This window comes from Sphingomonas sp. CFBP 13706 (assembly GCF_014842355.1).
GTDB lineage: Bacteria > Pseudomonadota > Alphaproteobacteria > Sphingomonadales > Sphingomonadaceae > Sphingomonas > Sphingomonas aerolata.
In genome coordinates this window covers 40,346-62,577 of sequence record NZ_JACYVM010000012.1, presented here as the reverse complement: position 1 = coordinate 62,577, position 22,232 = coordinate 40,346, and the positions used below count along the sequence as shown (strand labels likewise).

General features: G+C 58.7%; 27 protein-coding genes. 14 read left to right on the top strand and 13 right to left on the bottom strand.

Annotation, left to right across the window (positions count from 1 at the left end; translation table 11 throughout):
• Positions 1-136: 136 nt before the first annotated feature.
• From virB10 to IFS44_RS17340, 10 genes are all read left to right on the top strand, one after another.
• A complete protein-coding gene (gene virB10 / locus IFS44_RS22815) occupies positions 137-925 on the top strand; it encodes a type IV secretion system protein VirB10 (protein WP_342366469.1) in 789 nt (262 codons plus the stop codon).
• 29 nt (positions 926-954) lie between these two features.
• A complete protein-coding gene (gene virB11 / locus IFS44_RS17380) occupies positions 955-1,929 on the top strand; it encodes a P-type DNA transfer ATPase VirB11 (RefSeq protein WP_192099391.1) in 975 nt (324 codons plus the stop codon).
• Positions 1,895-3,871, top strand: coding sequence for a type IV secretory system conjugative DNA transfer family protein (locus tag IFS44_RS17375; protein ID WP_197977928.1), 1,977 nt, complete (start codon positions 1,895-1,897; stop codon positions 3,869-3,871). The genes virB11 and IFS44_RS17375 overlap by 35 nt, the downstream gene beginning before the upstream one ends.
• A 19-nt stretch (positions 3,872-3,890) precedes the next feature.
• Complete coding sequence (locus IFS44_RS22960; RefSeq protein WP_192099390.1) at positions 3,891-6,992, top strand: DUF5710 domain-containing protein; 3,102 nt, start codon at positions 3,891-3,893, stop codon at positions 6,990-6,992.
• Between the two features lie 505 nt (positions 6,993-7,497).
• Positions 7,498-7,770, top strand: coding sequence for a hypothetical protein (locus IFS44_RS17365; RefSeq protein ID WP_192099389.1), 273 nt, complete (start codon positions 7,498-7,500; stop codon positions 7,768-7,770).
• A complete protein-coding gene (locus IFS44_RS17360; RefSeq protein WP_192099388.1) occupies positions 7,767-8,654 on the top strand; it encodes a zeta toxin family protein in 888 nt (295 codons plus the stop codon). The genes IFS44_RS17365 and IFS44_RS17360 overlap by 4 nt, the downstream gene beginning before the upstream one ends.
• Positions 8,655-8,860: 206 nt before the next feature.
• Positions 8,861-9,112 carry a KfrB domain-containing protein gene (locus IFS44_RS22955; protein ID WP_446740866.1) on the top strand — a complete coding sequence of 84 codons (252 nt, stop codon included), beginning with the start codon at positions 8,861-8,863 and terminating at the stop codon, positions 9,110-9,112.
• A 271-nt stretch (positions 9,113-9,383) separates the two neighbouring features.
• On the top strand, positions 9,384-10,154 hold the full coding sequence (locus tag IFS44_RS17350) for a hypothetical protein (RefSeq protein WP_192099386.1): 771 nt from the start codon (positions 9,384-9,386) through the stop codon (positions 10,152-10,154).
• A 12-nt stretch (positions 10,155-10,166) separates the two neighbouring features.
• A complete protein-coding gene (locus IFS44_RS17345) occupies positions 10,167-10,589 on the top strand; it encodes a KfrB domain-containing protein (protein WP_192099385.1) in 423 nt (140 codons plus the stop codon).
• Positions 10,586-10,852 (top strand): hypothetical protein, encoded by a 267-nt coding sequence (locus tag IFS44_RS17340; RefSeq protein WP_192099384.1) that lies wholly within the window; start codon positions 10,586-10,588, stop codon positions 10,850-10,852. Before IFS44_RS17345 ends, IFS44_RS17340 begins: the two co-directional genes overlap by 4 nt.
• A 247-nt stretch (positions 10,853-11,099) precedes the next feature.
• On the opposite strand, the gene IFS44_RS17335 is transcribed toward IFS44_RS17340, so the two are convergent.
• Together IFS44_RS17335 and IFS44_RS17330 are read right to left on the bottom strand one after the other, a co-directional pair.
• Positions 11,100-12,362, bottom strand: a complete 1,263-nt coding sequence (locus IFS44_RS17335) for a Y-family DNA polymerase (RefSeq protein ID WP_192099383.1) — start codon at positions 12,360-12,362, stop codon at positions 11,100-11,102.
• An 8-nt stretch (positions 12,363-12,370) separates the two neighbouring features.
• The gene (locus tag IFS44_RS17330; RefSeq protein WP_244650394.1) at positions 12,371-12,805 is read right to left on the bottom strand and encodes a LexA family protein; all 435 of its coding nucleotides are present in this window, start codon (positions 12,803-12,805) and stop codon (positions 12,371-12,373) included.
• 120 nt (positions 12,806-12,925) lie between these two features.
• Here IFS44_RS17330 and IFS44_RS17325 point away from each other — a divergent pair, with 120 nt between their 5' ends.
• Genes IFS44_RS17325 through IFS44_RS17315 form a run of 3 tightly spaced genes read left to right on the top strand, consistent with a single transcriptional unit; the run spans position 12,926 to position 13,987 of the window.
• Positions 12,926-13,168, top strand: coding sequence for a hypothetical protein (locus IFS44_RS17325; RefSeq protein WP_192099381.1), 243 nt, complete (start codon positions 12,926-12,928; stop codon positions 13,166-13,168).
• The gene (locus tag IFS44_RS17320; protein ID WP_192099380.1) at positions 13,165-13,344 is read left to right on the top strand and encodes a hypothetical protein; all 180 of its coding nucleotides are present in this window, start codon (positions 13,165-13,167) and stop codon (positions 13,342-13,344) included. The genes IFS44_RS17325 and IFS44_RS17320 overlap by 4 nt, the downstream gene beginning before the upstream one ends.
• 10 nt (positions 13,345-13,354) lie before the next feature.
• Entirely contained in the window at positions 13,355-13,987 is a 633-nt protein-coding gene (locus IFS44_RS17315) for an SOS response-associated peptidase family protein (protein ID WP_192099379.1), read from the top strand.
• 101 nt (positions 13,988-14,088) lie between these two features.
• Here IFS44_RS17315 and IFS44_RS17310 read toward each other — a convergent pair whose 3' ends face one another.
• The 9 genes from IFS44_RS17310 to IFS44_RS17270 all read right to left on the bottom strand — a co-directional run bounded on the left by IFS44_RS17310 (position 14,089) and on the right by IFS44_RS17270 (position 20,901).
• Positions 14,089-14,598, bottom strand: a complete 510-nt coding sequence (locus IFS44_RS17310; protein ID WP_192099378.1) for a hypothetical protein — start codon at positions 14,596-14,598, stop codon at positions 14,089-14,091.
• 326 nt (positions 14,599-14,924) lie between these two features.
• The gene (locus tag IFS44_RS17305) at positions 14,925-15,098 is read right to left on the bottom strand and encodes a hypothetical protein (protein WP_192099377.1); all 174 of its coding nucleotides are present in this window, start codon (positions 15,096-15,098) and stop codon (positions 14,925-14,927) included.
• 34 nt (positions 15,099-15,132) lie between these two features.
• Positions 15,133-16,308, bottom strand: a complete 1,176-nt coding sequence (locus IFS44_RS17300; RefSeq protein ID WP_244650393.1) for a relaxase/mobilization nuclease domain-containing protein — start codon at positions 16,306-16,308, stop codon at positions 15,133-15,135.
• A complete protein-coding gene (locus IFS44_RS17295) occupies positions 16,301-16,834 on the bottom strand; it encodes a mobilization protein (protein WP_192099376.1) in 534 nt (177 codons plus the stop codon). The genes IFS44_RS17300 and IFS44_RS17295 overlap by 8 nt, the downstream gene beginning before the upstream one ends.
• 420 nt (positions 16,835-17,254) lie before the next feature.
• On the bottom strand, positions 17,255-18,064 hold the full coding sequence (locus IFS44_RS17290) for a hypothetical protein (protein ID WP_192099375.1): 810 nt from the start codon (positions 18,062-18,064) through the stop codon (positions 17,255-17,257).
• Between the two features lie 49 nt (positions 18,065-18,113).
• Positions 18,114-18,413 (bottom strand): hypothetical protein, encoded by a 300-nt coding sequence (locus tag IFS44_RS17285; protein ID WP_192099374.1) that lies wholly within the window; start codon positions 18,411-18,413, stop codon positions 18,114-18,116.
• Between the two features lie 354 nt (positions 18,414-18,767).
• Positions 18,768-19,886: a ParB/RepB/Spo0J family partition protein gene (locus IFS44_RS17280; RefSeq protein ID WP_192099373.1), complete on the bottom strand. Its 1,119-nt coding sequence runs from the start codon at positions 19,884-19,886 to the stop codon at positions 18,768-18,770.
• Entirely contained in the window at positions 19,886-20,656 is a 771-nt protein-coding gene (locus IFS44_RS17275; protein ID WP_192099372.1) for a ParA family protein, read from the bottom strand. The genes IFS44_RS17280 and IFS44_RS17275 overlap by 1 nt, the downstream gene beginning before the upstream one ends.
• 29 nt (positions 20,657-20,685) lie before the next feature.
• Positions 20,686-20,901 carry a hypothetical protein gene (locus IFS44_RS17270; protein WP_138995683.1) on the bottom strand — a complete coding sequence of 72 codons (216 nt, stop codon included), beginning with the start codon at positions 20,899-20,901 and terminating at the stop codon, positions 20,686-20,688.
• 124 nt (positions 20,902-21,025) lie between these two features.
• On the opposite strand from IFS44_RS17270, the gene IFS44_RS17265 reads away from it, so the two are divergent.
• Positions 21,026-21,220: a hypothetical protein gene (locus IFS44_RS17265; protein WP_010218566.1), complete on the top strand. Its 195-nt coding sequence runs from the start codon at positions 21,026-21,028 to the stop codon at positions 21,218-21,220.
• Here IFS44_RS17265 and IFS44_RS17260 read toward each other — a convergent pair.
• A complete protein-coding gene (locus tag IFS44_RS17260) occupies positions 21,217-21,564 on the bottom strand; it encodes a hypothetical protein (protein ID WP_192099371.1) in 348 nt (115 codons plus the stop codon). The two genes, IFS44_RS17265 and IFS44_RS17260, sit on opposite strands and share 4 nt — an antisense overlap.
• Positions 21,561-22,130, bottom strand: a complete 570-nt coding sequence (locus tag IFS44_RS17255; RefSeq protein WP_192099419.1) for a recombinase family protein — start codon at positions 22,128-22,130, stop codon at positions 21,561-21,563. Before IFS44_RS17255 ends, IFS44_RS17260 begins: the two co-directional genes overlap by 4 nt.
• Between the last annotated feature and the right edge of the window lie 102 nt (positions 22,131-22,232).

Genomic DNA, 22,232 nt, shown 5'->3' with positions numbered 1-22,232 from the left:
CCCTAACGCGCCGACGCTCGGGGCGTTGAACGTCGCGCCAGGTACACCGGGGACGACGACGCTCGCGAACGGCCAAGTCGTGCCGGCGATTCAGCCGGGCGCATATCCAGCGACCGGGCAGGGGGGCGCAAACCAAATGTCGCCCGCGCAAACCCTTGCACAACAAAGCCGCCGATCGCCGCTGCTCGTGTTCGGTGCTGGCGACGATAGCGGCCCGGGCGGGCAAGCTGGGGCGCCAGCCGGTAACAATGGCGGCGGTCAGCTCGGGGGCCTCCAGAACGCTTCGGCGGAACAGGAAGCGCCCGGCGAACTCGACCGGCTGCGCCGGGCATCGTCGATCGGTGAATCTCGCGCAACGATGATGCCGAACCGAAATTACCTCATCACGGCCGGGACGCTGATCCCCTGCATTCTGCAAACCGCGATGAACTCGACGCAGCCGGGCTATACCTCGTGCATCGTGCCGCGCGACGTGTTCAGCGAGAATGGTCGTGTCGTCTTGCTTGAAAAGGGGACGAAGGTTCTCGGCCAGTATCAAGGCGGACTCCAGCAGGGGCAAAACCGCCTTTTCGTGGTCTGGACCCGCGCGACGACGCCTCGCGGCGTTGCGATCGAACTCGGCTCGCCCGCGTCTGACGCTCTCGGCCGGGCTGGCATGGCTGGCGGTGTCGATACGTTCTTTTGGGCGCGCTTCGGCGGTGCTGTCATGCTGTCACTCATCGATGCGGCCGGACAGGCGGGATCGAACGCAGTTGCTAGCAGCGGAAGCTATAACGTGTCGCAGCCGTCCAACGCGGCCGGGCAATCGCTCCAGCAGTCGCAGAATATCCGCCCCGTCCTCAAAAAGAACCAGGGCGAGGAAGTCGGCATTTTCGTCGCGAAGGATTTCAATTTCGCGGACGTTTACGGACTCGCTCTCAAGTGACCCCATCGAGCGGTATTCTAGAACACTACATGGAACCGCTGCGCGCTCTTCTAGCGCCTGACGACGTGACCGAGCTCGTTATTAATCGGCCGGGGGAAGTCGGGATAGAGCGGCGCGGCGGTTGGGTATGGCATGACGTGCCAGAGCTTGATTTTGCGTGGCTGATGACACTCGCCCGCGCTGCCGCTGCCGTCACTAAACAGGACATAAATGCTACGTCGCCAATCTGTTCGACGGTCCTCCCAAGCGGCGAGCGGTGCCAATTCCTGATCCCGCCAGCCACGCTAGACGGCATCGTATCGGCAACGCTCCGCAAGCCTTCTACCGTCACAATGGACGTTGAATCGCTGATTGCGGGGGGCGTGTTTGACGAAACGGAAGCGGCATCGCGCGCCATTTCTCCGACCGACGAAGAGCTAAAAAGACTGTTGGCCGCGAAGGATTGGCAAGCCTTCCTCCAGCTCGCAGTCGTCAGCCGGAAAAACATCCTTATCAGCGGCGCGACCGCCTCGGGTAAAACCACGATATCGAAGGCGCTAATCCGGATGATACCGGAGGACGAACGGCTCCTGACGATCGAGGACGCCCGCGAGCTGACTATGCCGCATAAGAACGTCGTGCATATGATGTACGCAAAGGACGGGCAAAGCCTCGCCAAGATCGGGCCGAAAGACTTGCTCGAAAGCGCTTTGCGAATGCGCCCTGATCGCATCCTGCTCCAAGAGCTTCGCGACGGGACCGCGTTCTTTTACTTACGTAACGTCAACTCGGGCCATCCCGGTTCGATTACAACCGTCCATGCCAGTTCGGCCGAAGGCGCGTTTGAACAGCTAACCTTGCTCGTAAAGGAATTGGAAGGCGGGCGTGATCTTGCCCGTGACGATATCCGGGGTCTGCTCCACAGCCTTATCGACGTGGTTATTCAAGCGCAAAAGGTCAAAGGCCGCTGGAAAGTGAAGGAGATATTCTTTGATCCGTATATGGGGGAAAAGTCCGGCGACTAAGACGGCTGTTGTCGTCTGCGCCGTGATCGTCTTCGCTGTTCTATCGTTCGTCATTGGCGTGTTCATTGCGCTGGCCGCGCTGAAACAGCTCAATTCGCATATGAGTTTTGCCGCGATCCCTAAGTGGGTCTGGTACTATCGGTATGATCCGATCCTGCAAACTTGGCTTATGCGTGGGTCGTTCCTCGCCTCGGCGCTGGTGGCGATCGGCGCGCTACTCCTGTTCCGGAATACCAAGTCGCTCCACGGCGAGGCGCGCTTTGCCAACACCAAGGAAATCGAAACCGCTGGGCTTCGATCGAATGACGGCATCCTGTTGGGTAAGTTTGCCGGGCGCTGGCTAACCACAAATTCGGAAGCGCATGTGCTGCTGGAGGCTCCCACGGGTGCCGGTAAGGGCGTCGGGATCGTCATTCCCAATCTATTGAATTGGGCGGGGTCGGTTGTCTGCCTCGATATGAAGCAAGAGAACTTCAACAAGACGGCTGGCTTCCGCGCCAAGCACGGCCAGGCGGTGCATCTGTTCGATCCGGTCAACCGGGAAGGGCTTACGTCCTGCTATAACCCGATCGGCTATATCGACCGCGCCGATCCCGTTCAGGTCGTCGACGAGTTGCAGAAGATCGGCGCGATGCTGTTCGCCGCGCCGGAAAAGGGAGATCCTTTTTGGGCGGAAGCTGCTCGGACGGCTTTTGTCGGTGTCGGCACATGGCTAGCCGCAACGCCAACACTCCCGTTCACGATCGGGGAAATCTATCGCAGCATCACGACGGGCGATCCAAAGACCCGCTTCGCACAGGAAATCATCGATCGGGAAGCGGCTGGAAAACCGCTCTCGATCGCGTGCATTACCGCGCTTTCTGATTTTACCTCGGCGTCGGACAATACCTTTTCCGGTATTAAACAGAGCGTCACGACAAAGCTCGGGCTGTGGCTCAATCCGTATATCGACAAGGCCACCGCGACGAGTGACTTTGATCTGCGCGAGCTGCGCCTAAAGCCAATGTCGATCTATCTCGGTGCGACCGTCAACAATATCGACCGGCTTGCACCGCTCTACAACCTGATCTTTCAGCAAATCGTCGACCTCAACACCGATTCAAATATCGGTGAGTATGATCCGAAAACACAACACCGCTGTTTGATCCTGCTCGACGAGTTTGCGAAGCTCGGGCGGGTGCCGGTGATCGTCTCGGCAATTTCGTTCGTCCGCAGCTATGGCTTGAACCTCTTAATCGTGGTTCAAAACAAAGCACAGTTGAAGGACGGTGCCGACGAAATCAGTGCGAACAGCGACGTTACCGTGGTTTATACCCCGAAGGAGTTTAAGGACGCCAAGGACATATCCGATCGCCTCGGGACACATGGGCTTGGCGCTAAGTCGAAAAGCCGGGGCGGGTCACTGTTCGGGCAGTCAAACAACAGCGTATCGGAAAGCGAACATGCCCGCGCACTCATGTTGCCGCAAGAAGTTCTATCCATGCCGCTCGACGAGATTCTAATCTTCAAGCGTGGCGTTTTGCCGATTAAGGCGGCGAAGCTCATTTACTACAAGATGGAAGAGTTCACGTCGCGCCTTCTGCCCGCTCCAAAGGTACAAGCTAGCGATGCCTCGGCGCTCCCCCCGCCTAGCTGGGTGGATAAGGCTCCCCGTGATGCCGGGGCAGTACCGCCAACGCCGCCAACGGAACCGGCTCCCGCCGCTCCAGGTGGTGCCGCTGCGGATGCACCAGCCGATGCCCCGCAACAGGCTTCCCCGGCTCCGCGCGAGCTGACGGACGAGGAAATCGATAGTCCTGCGTTGCTTGATACCAATGCGCTCATCTTGGGCGATGACGATCCTTTCGAGGCAATCAAAGCCGGTGCTGACAAGGTTGTAGCGGTCGAAAACTGGCTGGCTAACGTGATGCACCCCGAAGACCGCGAGCGGGATGCCGCATAACCACAAAGGAGGACAACCGATGGCCGATCGCCAATATCTCTCGGTCCCCTACGCTGAACGGGACGAAGCAAAGGTCGCTGGAGCGCGCTGGGACAAGGATAAGAAGCGTTGGTACGTCGGCCCCAAAGCCGACGCGGAGGCCGTTGTAGCGCGCTGGCGCGAGCGGCCTCGGGAAGAGCTATCGGAATCCGATATCCGGGCGTCCTTCGCGAGTGCAATGCGTGACCTCGGCCTTAATCCAACCGGGCAACATCCAATTATGGACGGCAAGCCGCATCGCATCCCGGTCGAGGGTGAGAAGGGCGGTCGGGAGTCCGGTCGGTATGTCGGGTATCTCGACGGGCATCCGGCCGGGCATATCAAGAATTATAAAAGCGGCATTGATACGCCGTGGAAGCTGGAGGGCGTCACCATCGCCCCCGAAGAATCCGCCCGGTTGAAGGCCGAATTTGAAGCCAAATCGGAAGCGCGTGCGGCCGAACGTACCGCCACCTTCGACGCGACTGCGCGGCGTGTTACCCGTCAAGCTGAACGGCTGTCGCCTGTGGTCGCGGCTACGCCATACATGGTCGCAAAGGGCATCAGCCCGGCCGGAGGTGCGCTTACGGATCGCGACGGAAAGACGACGTATCTCCCCGCGATCGACGTCACCGGCAAACAATGGACGATGCAATATATCCGTGACGACGGGACGAAGCGGTTTGCAAAAGATAGCCACAAGGAAGGCACGTTCCACGTTGCGGGGGGCAACCTCGCTTCGCTGGAAAAGGTGCCTGTCATCATCATTGGCGAGGGGTATGCGACTGCCCGCACCGTTGGCGAGGAAGTCGGTTTCCCAACTGTTGCAGCCTTCGATTCCGGCAACCTCAAAGCCGTAGCTCTCGCCCTGCACGATCGCTTTCCCGACAAGCCGATAATCATCGCTGGGGATGACGATCGCGCGGAAGAGCTGAAAGGTCGACCAAACCCCGGCAAGGATAAGGCTGTCGCCGCTGCCTTGGCCGTGAATGGTCGGGCGATCTTTCCGGAGTTCGGCCAGGAGCGCGACGCCAACCCCGGCGCATATAGCGATTTCAACGATTTGAAGATGCGTAGCCCGAACGGGCATGTCGCCATTTCTCTCCAATTTGCCGAAGCCGTGCGTGACGTGGTGTTTGCAGCCGCCCGCGCCGAGCAAGAGCGAACAGCCCATCAAACAGACGCGAACAAGGAGCGCCCTATGCCTGACGACGCAAACCCGGAACCGGGTCGCGATACGGAGCGCAATGCGCCCGCGATCGAGCGTCCCGCCGCTGCCGTCCCCGCGCCGGAAGCCCCTCCCGTTGACCCTGCAAGGCTCGATGCTGACCGCAAAAGTTCGTCCGGACGAACTTTTCGGGAGGATACCGCGCCCGCCAGCACGCCACCCGAGCGCGGCGTTGATCCGGCTCCGGTAGCTCAACCCGCGCGCAAAGCGGCCGATGACGAACGGGGCGCGGCTGAAAATCAGCCTCCTTCGCCAGCCCACGAAAACACCATTGGCCCGGTTGGACCTGAAAGCGCCCGCGATCGGGGGCCGGGTGCTGCCGCTGCCGGCGTCCCGCCGATCGACCGCGATAGCCGCGTGGACCCTGACCGTTCGGCCGGTCCCTCGCGCGATACTCCCGGCGAACCGGATCGCGCGTCTGATCCTGCCGCGAAGAAGCGTGAACAGTCGCTAGAACCGGGTGACGTACCGGACGAGATTGCGCGCCGCTATTTCGTCCAGAAATCCAAATGGTCTGGCGAACCCGGTTTCTATGAATCCAGCACAGCAAAAGACCCGGCGTTTCGCGATCAAGGCGGCAAGCTCGTCGCGCATACCGATAGCCCGGCGACTGCGCGCGATCTGGTTGCGGTTGCTCAACATCGCGGCTGGGGCGAAATCCAAGTCACCGGGACCGACGCCTTTAAGCGCGAAATCTGGTTGCAGGCGATGCAGCAGGATATCGGCGTAAAGGGCTACAAGCCTACCGAACGCGATTTACAGGAATTGAACCGCCTTCGGGAGGCCAACGCCGATCGCCAGAACAATAGCGTTGCACCAGTCGAACGCAGCGGCGCGGAACGTGTCTCGCCGCGTCGTGCTGATAGCGCCGATCGTGTGCCAGGTGCGCCCCCCGCCGATCGCGCGGCCGACTTTAAGGACGGCGTTCGCGGGAAGCTGGTCGAAACTGGTCGGGCAAACTTCAAGGAAGGCGATCCGTCCAGCTCGTCGCCTTACGTCGATGTTGAACTAGCGAACGGTGATCGTCGACGCGCTTGGGGTGTCGGCCTTCCCGATGCTCTCGCGCGCTCGAGCGCGGCAATCGGTGATAGCGTTGTGGTTCAACGCGGCGAGCGTGAAACGGTCCAAGTCCCGCAACGCACGCAGGATAAGGAAACCGGCGAATGGTCGACGAAGACGATCGAGGCACAACGCGCCCGGTGGTCTGTCGAGCTGACCGAACCTAATCGCCAACAGTCGGTTGACCGCGCTGCGAACGATCGAGGATCTAGCTCGCCTCAAACACCCGATCGCCAGCCGTCGCAGGACCGTTCGGGCGCAAGTGCGGCTGACCGGACCCAAACACCGCCAACGCCTCGTGACGGTCCTTCCCGTGGCTCTGACGCCGCCCCGGCTGAACGCCAATATCTCGCGGTTCCCTACAAGGAGCGTGAAGCGGCGAAGGCGGCTGGCGCACGGTGGGACGGAGCCGAAAAGCGTTGGTACGTTGGCGAACGCGCGGACCCGGCCAAGCTCGAACGGTTCACGGTTCGCGATCAAGGCGACGATCGCGCCTCAAAGCTCATCGGCGCCGATCGCACCGCCCGCGCTAACATGAAGATGATTGAAAGCGTCGTGGGGAAGGCGCTGGCTGACAATCCGGAAGCCGCAAAAAAGGTGCTGGCGTCGGCCCGGTCGCAGCTTGCCGATCGTGTCGAACAGGGAACCGGCCTCCGAACCCCGCAAGTCCGCGGTGGTCCCGATCGCACGCAGCAAGGCGGAAGCTCACCAGCAACGCCAGCCCGCCAACCCGCTCCAGCTCGTGCGGTCGAGGGTGCGCCACCTGTTCCGCCAACCCCTCGGCGCGAACCCCCGCAACGATCGCGGGGGCGATAGGCGATGCTGCTGCTCTGCCTCGCCATCGCCTTGCACGACGTTGACGGTCCTATTCGGTGTCAGTCGGGCGAACGCATCCGCCTTGCCGGTGTCGGTGCAACTGAACTCGACGGCTCGCGGCGACCGGGACAACCCGGCGTTGCGGGTGATCCGTTCGCACAACGCCGCGAAATGGCTGTCGCGCTGGGTGGCGGCATCGGGGCGGACAATCGACGGCCAGACGGATATCTTACTTTCGCCCGGCCGGTTCGCCTTTCGTGCGAAGCGGTCGGGACAAGCTGGAATAGGACCGTTGCGTGGTGCCAACTACCGAACGGCCAGGACGCGAGCTGCGTCGCGATCCGTGCCGGTATCGCCGTTCGCTGGGCTAAGTTCGACCCTAGCCAACGGTTAGCCCGCTGCGTGCGATGATGGCGTTTGTAGGTAGCGAATTGGCTGGGATGGGTGGTGTTACGCTCTGTATTTTTAGCCGTTTGCACCCTATATTTGATAGGACAAGGAGCGCGTGATAGCCGATGTTGGACTAGCTACCGGGAAGACGGAAGCGGAGCTTATTCGGGAAAGTATCGACGCGAACCTCCCTTATCTCCACTCGCAACGCTGGGCCGTAGAACAGGGTCGGCTCCGTGGTGTGATCGATAAGGCTCCAGATGCAGAAAAAGCTGCTGCAAAAGAGGCGCTTTCAAAGCACTACGATACGCGCGGCGATGTAGAGAGTAGCCGCGCCCCTTTAGTGCAGCGCGCAATGGAACAGATAGAAGCTCGCAAAACAAAGTGAGTGACGATCAAAAGCCATTGCGCGACGATGAACGCGAGAAACTTGCTCGCGATCTAGCAGAAACCGGAATCGAGAAATCGACCGCTGTAAAAGAGCCGTTGGCTATTTTTACAGCCGGGCAGTCGGGTTCTGGAAAGAGCATGATCGTCAACTCGATGCGGATTCAATTCGAGGGTGTTGGCGGTGCCGTTGAAATTGATCCGGATAAAATCAGGCCGCAAATCCCATACATGCGCGACCGGATCGAGCGCGGCGATTTAGATATTCCTCAAGTCGCATTCTCTGACGCTGGCAATCTCGCGCACCGTGTCATGCAGATATCCGCAGAAGAGCGGCGGAATATCATTTATGATGGGACGCTATCGAACTACGGCAATTCCTCCAAAAGTATGGATGAACTGAAAGACAAGGGATACCGTGTCGAGGTTCACGGAATGGCTGTGTCTCCGGATTTAAGTCATGCAAGCACTTATGATCGCCGCGAGGTCGAAATCGTTGACTCCAAAACCGGGTTTGGTCGTGGAGTAAGTGATGAGTTTCACGATCAGGCCGTGAAAGGTCTGGTTGATACGATCGAGAAATTGCAGCAGAACAACAATGCTCACGCGATCGTTCTTTACGGTCGTGACGGAAAGGTTGTTGGCAGTAGCAACTTAGAAAACGGCCGGTGGGTGCCCGATGAACGCCTAGCGGATACCCTTCGCGACATTCACAACAACCCCGATCGCCGTAGCCTAGAAGACGCTGCTAAACTTGGGATCGCGCATCGGATCTCATGCGCTTCCGTGGCGCTGATCTCGACGAACAGCGCAAGATTGAAGGCTTTCGCGTTGCCTCTCACGAACGCCTACCGGCTGAACCGTCGATCGATGCAGCGGCCCTAAACCGGGGGAGTCCGGATGCCGATCGCGCGAACACTGGCGAACGCCTTATCATCGCGGACGGAACACGCATTCACGAAAAGCGCATTGATGGTGGCTGGCGCGAACAGGACTCGGAACCACAAGGCTCTAGCCCCAAGGGAGTCTATCGTCTCGATACCGCGCGGGAAGCCGATCCTAAGTCCAAGGAAGAGTATCGCGGCGCTGTGCTGCACGTCGACAAATCGAACGTATACCAGCTCGGCAACGACGGCCAGGTAACGCGCCATGATCGCGACCGCTTCAAGGAAACCCCTAGCGTCGGGGACAATGCTCGAATTGGATACGATAAAGGCCAAGCCGCTGTGCTGACGCGCACGGCCGAACCTACTCCGGATCGCGCTGCGCCTTCCCCAACCGTGCAGACGCCGGCAGCGCCAAGCCAAACGCCAACCCGCACGACTCCCGACCGCGAGCGGTAGGACGTGCGGGCTTCTGCATGACGAGAGCCGGGCGCATTGCAGTCGCATCGATCGCAGCAATTCCGATCGGGATTGCGATCGAGCTGGGCTTGGAAATCTCCACCAGCCTTGATCGATACAACGCGACCCTCCCGCAAGCGATCTACGCTGCACGCCATTCCGTCTTCATGCCTCACGGCATCAGGGATTGGATCGTATGGGCGATGCTTGCGGTAATTGCCTTCGTCATACGCGAGGTAATGCAACCACGTAATCACACAGCGCCTAAACCATGATCGAGATATTCGAGCTTGAATATACCAAGGCGCAGCTAGCTAAGGTTCCTGACGAGGAACGAACATTCTTCCTTGTTATGACTAGCCTCGCAAACGATGTGCAGATGCTAAACAAGCAAATGCAAACCTCGATTAGAGAAGAAAGTGATATCAAGGTCGTCCAGCATGGCGCTCATGCAATGGCGATGCTCAACCTAAGAATGCTTGCCGGTCGTCTGTATGAAGGCTGGAAGACTCACAAAGCTCATTATCCGCACATATCATCGCTCTATGATAAAGATCTAAAAGCCGACGCAAAATCTGCATTGGCCGAGTTAGAAGCGTATTTTGAACCAAAACAAATAGAAGGCCAGCCGAAACCGCGCCGCGCCTTACTCGCTATGGTTCGCGATAAGATAGGTTTCCATGCTGACTTCAAAATGACGGCATCAGCATTTAACGAATGCAAAGACGATGCGATAATGGGGGAATACATATGCCTGACAATGGGCAACACCCTCTACTTTTCAACGGAGATGGTTCACCTTGAGGTTGTCGCAAAGATAGAAAATTCCTCGTCGGACGATGCGGCGTCTCTAATGGCGTTGATGGATCATAGCCGCGATGTAACGCGCCTATTTAATACGTTCGTGTATGGTTTCGCTGCAATATTCCTTCGTCGACATTTTCCAAAAAAAGTGAAGAAACTTAGGAGAAGAAGAGTTGATTTGCCCTCACAGCCGAAGCTGCGGGATTTGAGATTTCCCTTTTTTACTGAACTAGAATGAAAGGCTCCGATCGTGAGTTCTGATCGCCCGCCCGAACGTGCCGAACGGCTCGTAATAATGAACGGTAGCCGCCTTCACGAAAGGCACCTTGGCGGCCAGTGGACCGTCATGGATTCAGAACCGCAGGGCATGAACCCTCGTGGTATTCATCGCCTCGACACGGCTCGGGACGCCGATCCTAAGACCAAGGGTGAATATCGCGGTGCGGTGCTTCACGTCGACAAAGCCAACATTTACCAGCTCGGCAACGATAGCCAGGTGGTGCGCCACGATCGCGATCGCTTCAAGGAAACGCCACACGTTGGGGAGGGGGCGCGGATCGGATACGACAACGGGCGGGGCGTAATGCTCAACCGCTCGGCCGAAGCGATTCCTAATCGTGGTTTCCCGTCGCCAACAGCGACACCTCAAAAGCTATTGAACCGCGAACGATGAACATCGACGTCCTTATTTCAATCGCGGCTTGGGTCGCTGGCCTTGATGCTCAAGGTTGGACGAGTATCTTTAAGATATTTCTGTATATCTTTGCCGGTCTAGCGATCCTTCTACCGTCTATTGGCGAATGGTACGACACTAAAGACTTGAAGAATAAAACAGATAACAAGAGGCGATCCCAGGCGCTAAAGGCTTATGGCCGTGTTTCGGGCATGTTTGCCCTTGTTGGGCTTACCATTGGTAAGATATATTTGCATATCTAACGATACAGCTTGCCTAGATATAACTATCGCCTAACGGTCGGCACAGGCGAGACCGTTACTTTCCCCCGCTTAAAACACCGTTTGCACTTTAGCCGCGCAATGGCTTGCGGCATTGTTTGCGGCAAACCGCCAAAGAGCTTCAACACGTTGGCGAACGGTACATTGATCGTCCGCCCGCACTGGCACACGATCCGCATATCTGCGCGATGACGCGCGTAATCCATCGTCGTTTCAAAACGTGCGGTACTCATCGCGCAACCGGGATTTCCGCGATGTTCGTTGTCCACGAATTAGATTTCTGGCTGCGCTTCGTGTCGAAAGCCTTTGGCCCGCGCCCCTGCGCCGCAACGGTGATCGTATCCCGCCCGAACCGGGCGTTTAGTCCGTCCATCGCGGCTAACAGGCCAGGAGCGCGCGGGTCTGGAATAGCGAACAAGTCGGTCTGTGCCGCTCCAGCCGGGTTTAGATCCTCCAGAAGCACTCCGCATTTCGTATATACCCCGCCCTCCTGAAACATCGCCTCGGTAAGCCTTGTTGCCATCCCGACTATCACGCGCGGGTCATGGCTCGCCGGGGACAAGCGCGCCGATCGCGATGCGCTTGGTGGATTCGGCCGGTATTTGCTGCCGTGCGCAAAGACTATCATGCGAGACGCCACCAGCCCCTGCGCGCGTATCTTCTCGGCCGCGCGAGCTGCGCGACGTGCCATCGCCTCGCATAGGTCGTCCAAGGTGCTGACAGGTGCGCCAAACTGCCGCGTGACGGCTGTTCCCTTCATCGCCTCCGGTTCAACTGTGAACTCGGCGCACTCGATACCGTTCAACTCACGCACAAGGCGCTCCAGAACGACTGTCCCGGCGTCTCTCGCGACCGCTGGGGGCAATGCAGCAAGGTCAGCCGTAGTTCGCACCCCTAGCGGCTTCAGGCGGGCCTCCAGAGCCTTACCTATCCCCCAAACCTCTCCGACCGGCCATTGCGCGAACAGCCGGCGACGCAATTCCTCGTCGTGAAGGTCGACGACGCCGCCCCAAATCTTTTCAGTCGCTTTTGCAAGAGCATTGGCAACCTTTGATAGCGTTCGCGTTGGTCCTAAGCCTATGCGGGTAGGCAAACCAACGCTTCGTGATATAGCATCAATGACGCGGTGAGCGGTTGCTACGTCGCCAACGCCGCTAGGAAGAACAGGAAGACGGAAAAAGCTCTCGTCTATTGAATAGACCTCAAACGTATCGGAGAACTCTGCAATTACCGCATTGAAGTGCCTATTTAGATCGTCGTACAATTCGTAGTTAGATGAACGAACCGGTATTCCGTGACGTTTCACAACGTCACGAATCTTAAACATCGGATCGCCCATTTTTATATGCAGGGCTTTTGCTTCCTCGCTTCTAGCGATGGCGCATCCATCATTGTTGGATAGTACGATTACCGGCACGCCACGCAAGCGAGGATCAAAAAGCCGCTCGCTCGATACATAGAAATTCGCCACGTCACAGATTGCGTAGGACATAGCTCGATCTAACGCCGGTAGTCGCGGACGCCCGATCGCACGACGCCCCACACGTCGACCGCCTCATCTGCGATTGTCACGGGGTAGCTCGTCGATACGTTGCGCGCCTCCAAGTGCGGCACACCTTCGCGGAACACCAGTTGGCGACATACGAACCCGCCATCTACAACCGCGATTACAATGTGACCGTCTGACGGGCGCGTGTCTCGGTCGACCACCACCACGTCGTTATCGTGGATTCCGGCGTCCCTCATGCTGCTTCCCTCGATCCGGAAAACAAAGCTCGCGGCTCGATCCAATCGTAACAGGTCCACCAGATTTACGGACTCGCAGGCCCAGTCCTGCGCGGGCGAGGGGAATCCAGCTCCAGCGGCTGCGAGAATGCGCGGAAATATGCCTAGCGGAATATCTGCGATCGGAATTGGCTGCATCAGCGGCAGCATTTTAGCGTCTCCCTTCGGCCCCTCATAACGCATCAAAGAACAGAAAGGGAACGGGTAAAGCTATGCGACCGATCGCATTTTTGCGGCGTCGTCTTCGTGCTTTCGGATAGCATAGCCGGGATGGTCTACCGCAAGCCGCCCCCGCTCCCTGAACAAATGTCGCTTTACTGGTCCCACTGGTCGCCAGCTCGCCAGCGTGCCGAACAAGCGCGCTATTCTGAAATAGTCCGCGCCCGTGAAGTTCGGGACAAAGCGCTAGCCAAGTTGGACCGCGATACGCTGCGCATCATCGCCACGTTCGACGCGAGCTGCCAAACCATCGAGGCCGTGTTTCTAGATACCGAAAAAAAGGGGTGGGAATGACGGGCGTTGCCGCCCGGCTATCGATGCCGCATCATCCTGCAATGGATAAACCCGACGCCTTTGAACAATCCGCCCAAATCGTCGAAGCGTTCGCGGAAGGCGAAACCGACGATCGCGTTCTGGAGCTGCTGCGTAAGATCGCTCAAGCGATCCGTGACCACGCAATAGACGACTAGGGATCGCATAATGTGCAACCGCGCCTGCATGGACGGCGAACCGGAAACCGTATGGGGATCGGCGTCAAAGCTCTTTATCGAACGCCCCCGCGACAATCGGTTTAATCCGCGCGAGTTGCGGCCGAAGAGCCGCAATTATATCATCCGCGAACAGGACGGCCAACGCGCCTGGGACGTGATGACGTGGGACGTTACGGGCGGCAAAGCCCCTTGGCCCATGACGAACGTGCGGAACCTCGCGCTCCCTCAATGGCGCAAGCTGGCCGAGAAGCCGGAAAACCGCTGCCTCGTGCCGCTCACGGAGTTCTGCGAGTTCACTCCCGACAAGCACGATCTGGAGGACGGCAAACCGCCCCTCAAAGGCGAAATGTGGTTCTCGGTGCCAAGTCAGCCTGTGTTCGCTGTTGCGGGATTCTGGCAGACCACAGCGGAGGGCAACGGCTTTACGATGGTGACGTGCGATCCTAATTCGCTGGTTAGCCCGATCCACCCCAAAGCTATGATAACGATACTCGATCCCGACGATATCGAGACGTGGTTGCGCGGTTCGTATGACGACGTTGTTCGGCTCCAGAAGCCTTTTGATCCGGACAAGATGACGGTGCGTGGCCCTGTTTTCCCGACGCGGCGCAGAGAGCGATAGCTAGACGAAAGTTCGTCCGGACGAACTTTTTGATCTTGCCGAAAATCGGCTCCGTGGATCTCGGAGAAGCCACGAACCCTCTGATACGAGGGGACCGGGCATCATAGACGAAGTTCCTGCGCTAGCTTTTCTTGTAGTGGGTTCACCACGTAACCGATTTGAGCAACGGCGTCCCTAATTGCCTCTGGACTTTTTCCCTCGATGCGCCTGTCGGTAATCGCTTCGAGCAAATCGCATAGGTCCATGAACCGTTCGATCGGCAATCCCGGTAAGCCTTGCATTCTAATTGCAGTTCCCCGGAAAGCTCCAAGCTCTGCACGCAAGTCAATCGTGTCGGCAAAGCTAGAGACGTTTTCCAAGTAGTTCCGTGAAACGTCCTGAATGCTGCGAAATAGGACGTACAGGTGTGTAGCTACGTCGGTTTCAAACCGCTCTTGTTTCTTATCTGCTGCAACCTGAGCGAGCCGCGCCCGCTTTCGATCAAGGAAGTAAAACGATGCAGCCGTTAGAGCGCCCCCGACGCCTCCGATTGCACCAACCCAATCGGGAAAACTCCCCCAATCTATGTCATTTCCCCAAGCCCACATTTCCGACGCCCTCACGATAATCACGCATAAACTCGCTCGGTATCTGAGCGGACATTGAAGTTCGTCCGGACGAACTTTCCGGTTCAAGCGCGGTGTGATTTATCCCGGCGTGCATCGCCGCACCGCTGGCAAAAGCGGTTTTCGCTTGTCTCCATATCGAAGTCGGTCGATTAGAGACGCGGGTAGGAAGACCGTGCGCTGGTCCTTGTGGAAGGGGCCGCGACCTTAGCCGGGATCGTCTTCCTACCCGCCCTCCCTTACCCCTTGGAACAGGCTCGGAAAGGGTATCGCCATCGGCGCTTAGGAACACCGGGGGGCAATACCAGTCATGTTCTAGGGTCGGGTTTCGGCTAACTCAAGCGGATGTAGTTGCACAGGCTCACGGTAAACGTTGCGTTAAAGCCGAACCGACTAATATCGGGCCAATCATTTCGCATGTTTTGGAGCTGCGCTTGGCGACGATCTACATAACTCCCGCCGGTAATGCCGATGACGATGCCGGGGCCGTCGTTGGCATACATCATCGTCAAAGTTCGTCCGGACGAACTTTCCGCCAAACTACCGGCTGCGATCGGGCCGCGTTGGCGTCTTAGGTGTCTCGCGCGACTTGTCGGGCATCCGCTCTGGCTGCGGGGGTTGTGTCGGCCGTTTCCGTTCTGACTTTGCTGGAGGAACCGGCTCGGCTCGGGTCACTGGCGCACGCTCTCGATCGCGTTCGCTATCGCGGGCATTCCTTGTCACCTCTGCCATCTGCCGGGCTTGGTCGCGATCCCGTGTCATTGGATCGGGCATCGACGCGACGAACGCCCGCGTCTGCTCGGCTAATTTCCGATCGGCGGGGTCGGCGCTGGCGTCCAGTTCGGTAGCCGCCTTCTCGTAAGACGCTCGCACCTCGGATTGCCGAACGATCGCGTTCACCTCCCAAGGTCGCGCCTTGGCTGGCTTCTCCTGTGCCATAGCTGCGGCCTCGGCTCTGCTCGATTGCAATACGCGGGGCAGCTCGGCCGTTCCGGCTTCCGCCCGATCGCGTATCTTGCGGATAGGCGTCCGCTCCATCTTCTGAATAACGCCCCGCGCTCGGCGGGGTGTTGCCTCGGCTTCGATACCGCGCGCCCGTAACTCGCGTGCGAAGCTCTCGCGCCATCCGGCTAGATCGTCCTTCCTCGGATTGAATCTCTCCCCGCCTTCCCCTCGGGCCGCGACCGTTAAATGAACGTGCGGATGATCCGCGTCTGTGTGCAGCGCCATTGCGTAGGGAAAGCGCTCCAGCTCGGTGCGAGCGAACGCCCGCGCTGCCTGATACACCGTGTCCGGATCGGTGCCGGGCGGCATGGATAGAACCATCGAAATCGACGTAAGCGGTTCGCGGCGCTTGGTGGTCGCCGCTTCATCCTCGGCCCAATCCTGCGCTAGCTCGCGAAGGTCTTTCACGCTTTCCAGCTTTTCGCCGTCGCTCGTCTCGACCTCAAGTTTTCCGTGTCGGCCGATATACTCCAAGTGCGCGGCGGTATGCCCGCCACCACGTTGACGGCCGGAAACCTTGACCATGACCTCCGGGACGCGGTTCGTGATCCGCTGGAGCTTTGCCTTCGTCGCCGCAACGCTACCGCCCCCTCCCCCTCTGGAGCTTTTGCCAGCCGGTATGTTCAACCGGCCTTTCGAGCCTGTTGTTTTGCCTCCTGCTGGTGCGCGCCAGGTGGTGTCTAGAAACTCGATCTTCGGGCCGTCACTCATCCCCGGCTCTCCAATAGGATAGGTCGCCGCGCATCGCGTCACCGATCGCCTCGACTTGTTCGCTTACTGATTCCGCCATCGCGGCCAAGCGCACAACCTCGCGGCCTACTTCTAACCGGCTTTCCTCCATGTTCGCGGCATGAAAAGCCTTCACCACTTGGTTTATGTTTTTGCCGATCGCGCGAAGCTCGCGGCGAATGTCTGTCAGCGTTTGCCGGTGATCGATCGCCGGGACTGGCGCGGCTCTCAACCGGCTTTGGATTAGCGCAACGATCCATTCCGTTCGCTTCATACGCCGCCCGCTTGCGAGCTGTTCAAGCGCTTCGCCGTCTTCTTTCGGTAGTCGAACCTCGATCCGGTCGGGCGGTTCGTTGGGGGCGGGAAGCGGTGGAAGCGTCACACCCTTCGCGGTGCAAACCCTCTCTATCATCTTGCGTAACAAGTCTGACCGCCCGCCATCAGCAGCCGCGATCTTGTCGAACTGTGCCGCCAGGTCATCCGGCAATCGAAGGGTGAACATCGCCATAGGACAGAGACAATACACAAACCAATGGGCTGTGTAATACAAAAGCCGGCTGTAAGCCTATCCTGCCATCATACCACAAGAGTTAAAATTGTTCGTCCGGACGAACTTTCGCTAACGATCGCTTCTGACCGCTCGTTTGCCCCTCCCCCTGCCCTCTCTCGGTCGAACGCCGGGCAAAGCCCGGCTCGCGCGAAAATGCCCCCGTGACGATCCAGCTCTTGCGCCGATCGTCACGGGGGCATTTTCGCGCCGCCCGGATCGTACTTGCTCCCGCCACGTTTTCCTCCAGACGGCGCGGCTTTCCATCCTGTTATCCGCGTCGTCACTTCAAAAAACTAAAGCCGGTCGGATCGTAACCCTTCCCGCATTGTTCAGATTATGACGGCGCGGTTTCCCCCCCTTGCCCGCGCCGTCACTTTCTTAAAATGCGAACGCCGCCTGTCCCGTCTTTGCCTCAACGTAGGTGACGGCATTCCCGGCGCTGTACCTGTCGCGTCCCTTTACGGACCATTGCAGGAATCCGGCGCGGTCATACTCAAACCATCCGTCTTCGATTCCGAAAATCATCGCCCACGCCTGATCCTCAAGGCTGCTGGCTTTCCCGTTGATCGGCCAACGCTCGCCGCCTTTCTTGCCCTCTGAATTGCAAGCTGACGGTTTGCCGAGTTCCCGAATGATAGAGGCGCGATTGATCGGTTCGGTAGCTCCAAGCTCGTCCATGATCTGCCGGGCCTCCGACGTGGAAAGGTGGCCGTGGCGCTTTCCCCCCTCGCTATGGTCTGAATATCGCAAACCAAAATCCACCGCGTTGAAGATGCTGCGGGTGGTGGTGAAGTCGGACGTATCGAGCAACGCGCGCCACTGGCCCGCCGTCACGAGGTCGACCGCGTGAAACCAACCGAAACTTTCGCAAGTGCTGTAGCCGTTTTCGTTGGGTGCGCCGTTCGGGTCCAGCTTGAACCCTAACGCGGCCTCGACGTGCTGCACGAACGGATGCCCGGCTAGATCAGGGTGACGAAGGCCGATCGTGCGGGGCCGATCGCCTCGCGCCTTGCATACCTCAATCGGGAACCGGAACAGGCGGGAAGGAAGATCCCAAGGGGAGGGCAGGGGGAAGCCGCTTGGCACGGTCAAACCGCCATTAAGGTCCAGAATGAAATCGTTCTCCGCGAGTCCTGCGGTGATGATCTGTTCGCCTAGCTCGTCGCGCGTCTTGGTGGTGGTGGTCATATCGGCATCCTCGAAAGAGGGGCCGGGGGGGTGCCCGGCCCGCAATGGATCAGAGGGTTTTCCAAGGTTCGTTTGAACCAACGGGCCGATATTGAAGCTCGGTGCATCCGTAGGCTTCGGCCCAATCGAGCGGGGCAAAAGCGAGGTCCGCGCCGTGATTGATGCAACGGGTGCGGCCCTCAAAATAGACCTCGCCGTCATCGTCCAAAAGCTGGAACTCGGTCGGCATCGTTACCAGTGCGTCGGCAACCTTGCTCTCGTTCTGATAGTGGCGCGATTCGTCGTCGAACTGGCCGAAGTTGACTGCGTTCCCGTCGTCGATTTTGTCGGTGATGATGATCCAGCGCATTTTGCGATCCCTTCGATTGGCTGGCGGGGCCACCCCGCAAACTCCTTCATCGTGGAATCTAACCGGGAGAGGGGGGCAGCGAGAATCTAGGGGAGTGGTGCGGGCGCAGGGAGCTTTAGCGACTGAGCCTCGGTCCCCTAGATTGTCGTTGCGGGGGAGAGGGCGCGTGCGTCCTTTCCCCCCTTTCTACAAACTACGCGCCGGCCTTTGCCGGCACTTTCTGCGGCGCCCTTCCGCGCCGCCTCTTCCGTCAGTGATTGGAACCCGTAAGGGCCAAGACCCCACTTGGGGGCTTGGGGAGCGTAGCGACTGAATGAACGGTGCCGCGAAGCGGCAGACGCCATCCCCCTCCCTTTATGAACCGAACGCCAAAAGGCTAACGTCGTTTGGATCAACGGACTCTTCCGCTCCGTCATCGTCAAACACGACGCGAACAACTGGCGGCATGATAAGTCTCGCTGCTCGCCCATGCACCATCACAGGAAGGCTTGGCTTGCTGCTGTCAGCCGCGCGGGATTTCTCGGGCGTGGATTGTGTGGGCTTTCCGTCACCTTTTGGCGGTGCTGGTGTCGCATCCTTCGTAACGGGCTTTGTTACTGGAGCTGATAGGTTTTCCGCGTCTTTTCCCCTCGCGGCCGGTGGGTCTGTCGCTGTCGATCCGTTTGGAGCTGGCTCGGAAGTTCGTCCGGACGAACCTTTTTCATCGTCGTCGGAAGTTCGTCCGGACGAACTTTTATCGTCCGGTTCCAGCGGTAGGGGTGGCTCATCCGCGTTTGGCGTTGCTGCTGGAGCTGGTGCCGGGCGCTTATTTACCGCGTCTGCTCCGCGTACCAGCTCACGCGCGGCAGCTCGCCGGATGCCCGTTCCGTCACTGTCGGCAACGAACGCCTCGACCTTTGCCGGGTCTGCCTTCCAACCTTGATACAGCTCGTAGAGCGTTCGGATTGCTGTTGTGTCGGCCAGGGCGCAAAGGAATGGCGGCATTTCCTGCAACGCCGAATATTCCGCAATTACCGATTTCGGGCGTCCTAGCTTCTTCGCTATATCCGCGGCCTTGTCGCCTCGCGCCAACGCGGCTCCGATCGCCTCGCCCATTTCGGCGGTTGTCAGCGGCGCGCGCTGGTCGTTCTCTATGACCTGATCGAACAAATCATCTTCGGATACATCGGCCGTCGTCACGATCGCGCGGATTTCAGTCAACCCCGCTATTCGAGCGGCGCGAAAGCGCCGATCGCCATAGCGGACCATAAACGACGTTCCGCCTTCCAACGGGCGAACGGTGATCGGCTGGAGTATCCCGCGCTCTTTGATCGACTGCGCCATTTCCTCAAGCTGCGTCTGATCAAAAATCTTGCGAGGATTGTTTGGGTCGCTCGTGATCCGATCGAGCGGGATCATCTGAATAGCAACCGCGCTCGCGTTAGAATTAAGCGTAAATGCAACGTCGCCAAGTAGTCTTCCAAATTTGGACATTACTTAGCCTCCGTCGTCTCGGGTTGCTTAGGTGCAACCCGCTCGTAAACCGTCGTAAGTATCTTCCGGATTTCTGCGCCCGCTACTTTCGCGCCGGAAGTTTTGATTGTCCAAACTGGAACGGCGTCCGACATTGCCTGTTCGTATCCGTCTCGGTTAGTAATCACACCCGGAAACAACATATCAGAGCCAAGCGCGTTTATAAGCGTCTGGAGGTTGTCACGCTCTCGGTTAGAATGGCTGTTGAACCGCGAAGCGAGCAAACCTAGGAAGTTGACGGGCTTTCCGTTTCTACCCTTGTCTTGAACATTCTTCATCGACTGCAATAGCTTGCCGACGCCGCTTATCGCGAAGTCCTTCAACTCGATGGGCGCAATTACATGATCGCACACAGCCATTGCAGAGAAGTTTCGCCAGCCCCAGGCGGGCGGGGTGTCGACGACACAAAAGTCAAACGCGCCCGCGATCTTCGCAAACTGCGGAATCATCGCATCCGCGCCCGCCGCCTCAATGGTGTCTAGGCGTCCGTCGCTGGCTAGAACGGTGATGCCGGGTTCAGCGGTTAAAGGATCTAGCTTGCCCGTCTCGAATAGGTCGGCTGCATAGCCGCCCTTTCGTTCAGCCTGTAGAACGGTGCTGGAGTTGGCTTGGCCGTCTAGGTCGATGAACAGAACACTCGCCTTTAGCTCGGCCAGAAACCAAGCAAGGTGAACGGAAAACAACGTCTTCCCGACGCCGCCCTTCTGGTTGTTGATTACGATCGTCTGCATGGCTCAAGCCTCCACCGGCTATGCCGGGATCAATGGTTGTCCGGACCCTTCCGGAGATTGCGGTCATAAAGTTCTTGGGCCGATTGATCGTAACGGTACGGGCCTTCCCCTCCGCGTCCTGCTCCGCGATTGCGCCCGAAGGGCGTCGATCCGCGCACGAACAGTCCCCAAAGGATCAATCCTGCAATGAATAGGTAGCCGATCGCTTCGCTAATACCGCGAATGCCGTCCCATAATTCTTGCATTATCGTTCCTCCGTTACTCGGCCGGGGGTGCTTACGTCATCCGATGACGCCACCCTAGCACGATATCGTTAAATCGCCTATGATCGCTCCTGCCATCGTCAAACGCGATCGGTGTAGGAGCATTATGGACGATCAAGCAAAGCCGCGCGGTCGGCCTTCTCGTGGCGCGATGGGGTCGGTTTACGCCCGTCTCGCGGCCGATAAGCACGAACTGTTGCAGCGTATCCGCGAAGAAAAGGGCTGGTCGCTTGTTACGGCGATCGAGCGCGCGGTTGACGCGCTGGCGAAGCAAGAGGGCTATACCGAACATAAGGACTAGTGCGCTGTCGGGTTGATCGGCGGTTGGCCGGTCAACGTGTTTAAGAGGCGGTCCATTGTCGAGTTGCCAGCCGCAAGCGGCCGGGCAGGGGCCTTGAGTTGGTCGACCATAAGCGTTCGCGCCAGGTCGGCCGGTATATCCGGAACGTGACGCTTCGCGATCGTCACCAGTACGCCGGGATGACTGACCTCGGCATAGGACGCACCTAACCAAATCAAAGGCGGCTCGTCCTCCGAACCGTCCTGCAGGGCGTCCGTCCAGACGGTCAGAAAGAACGACGCAAGCGGCGCGTCCCATCCGATCGCGAGGCGCGCGCCGTTCCCCTGAAAATCGTACCGGCTCATATTTGCTGTTCCTCGGTCCGCGTTACGATCCGCGAAATTGTGGCTTGGCTCACGTTGAAGGATCGCGCGACGTTGCGCTGTGTCTCGCCGCTGGCGACCCGTGCAGACGCCTCGCGTATCTGGTGGGGTGTCAGTGTCGGCTTGCGACCGAACTTGATCCCTGCGGCCTTCGCCTGAACCCGTCCCGCCGTTGTGCGTGCGATGATGCGCCCTCGCTCCCATTTGGCTGCGATCCCGAGAACGGCAATCACTACCTCGGCCAGCTCCGACGACGTATCTACCAACGGCTCCGCGATCGATCGGAAAGCCGCTTCCGATAGTTTGACCTCGTGCAGGATATTCAAAAGGTCGCGCGTGTCGCGTGCCAGCCGGTCGATTGCTGTCACTACCAGCACGTCGCCCGGTTCTAGAGACTTCAACGCTTGCCGTAATTTCGGCCGGTCGGCGTTGGCGCCGGCGCTGCGCGTCTCGCGAATAATCTTCTGACAACCAGCGGCGCGAAGCGCCTCCGCTTGCTGGGTCAAATCCTGTCCCCCTGTCGAGACGCGCGCATAGCCCAAAATCATGGCCCTCTTTTGTATCAGAAATGTGCATAGCGGAAGGCCGCGGAAAACAGCCGTTTTTGAAATGATGCAAAATTGTTGATTTCTGCATCGCGAAGCGATGCG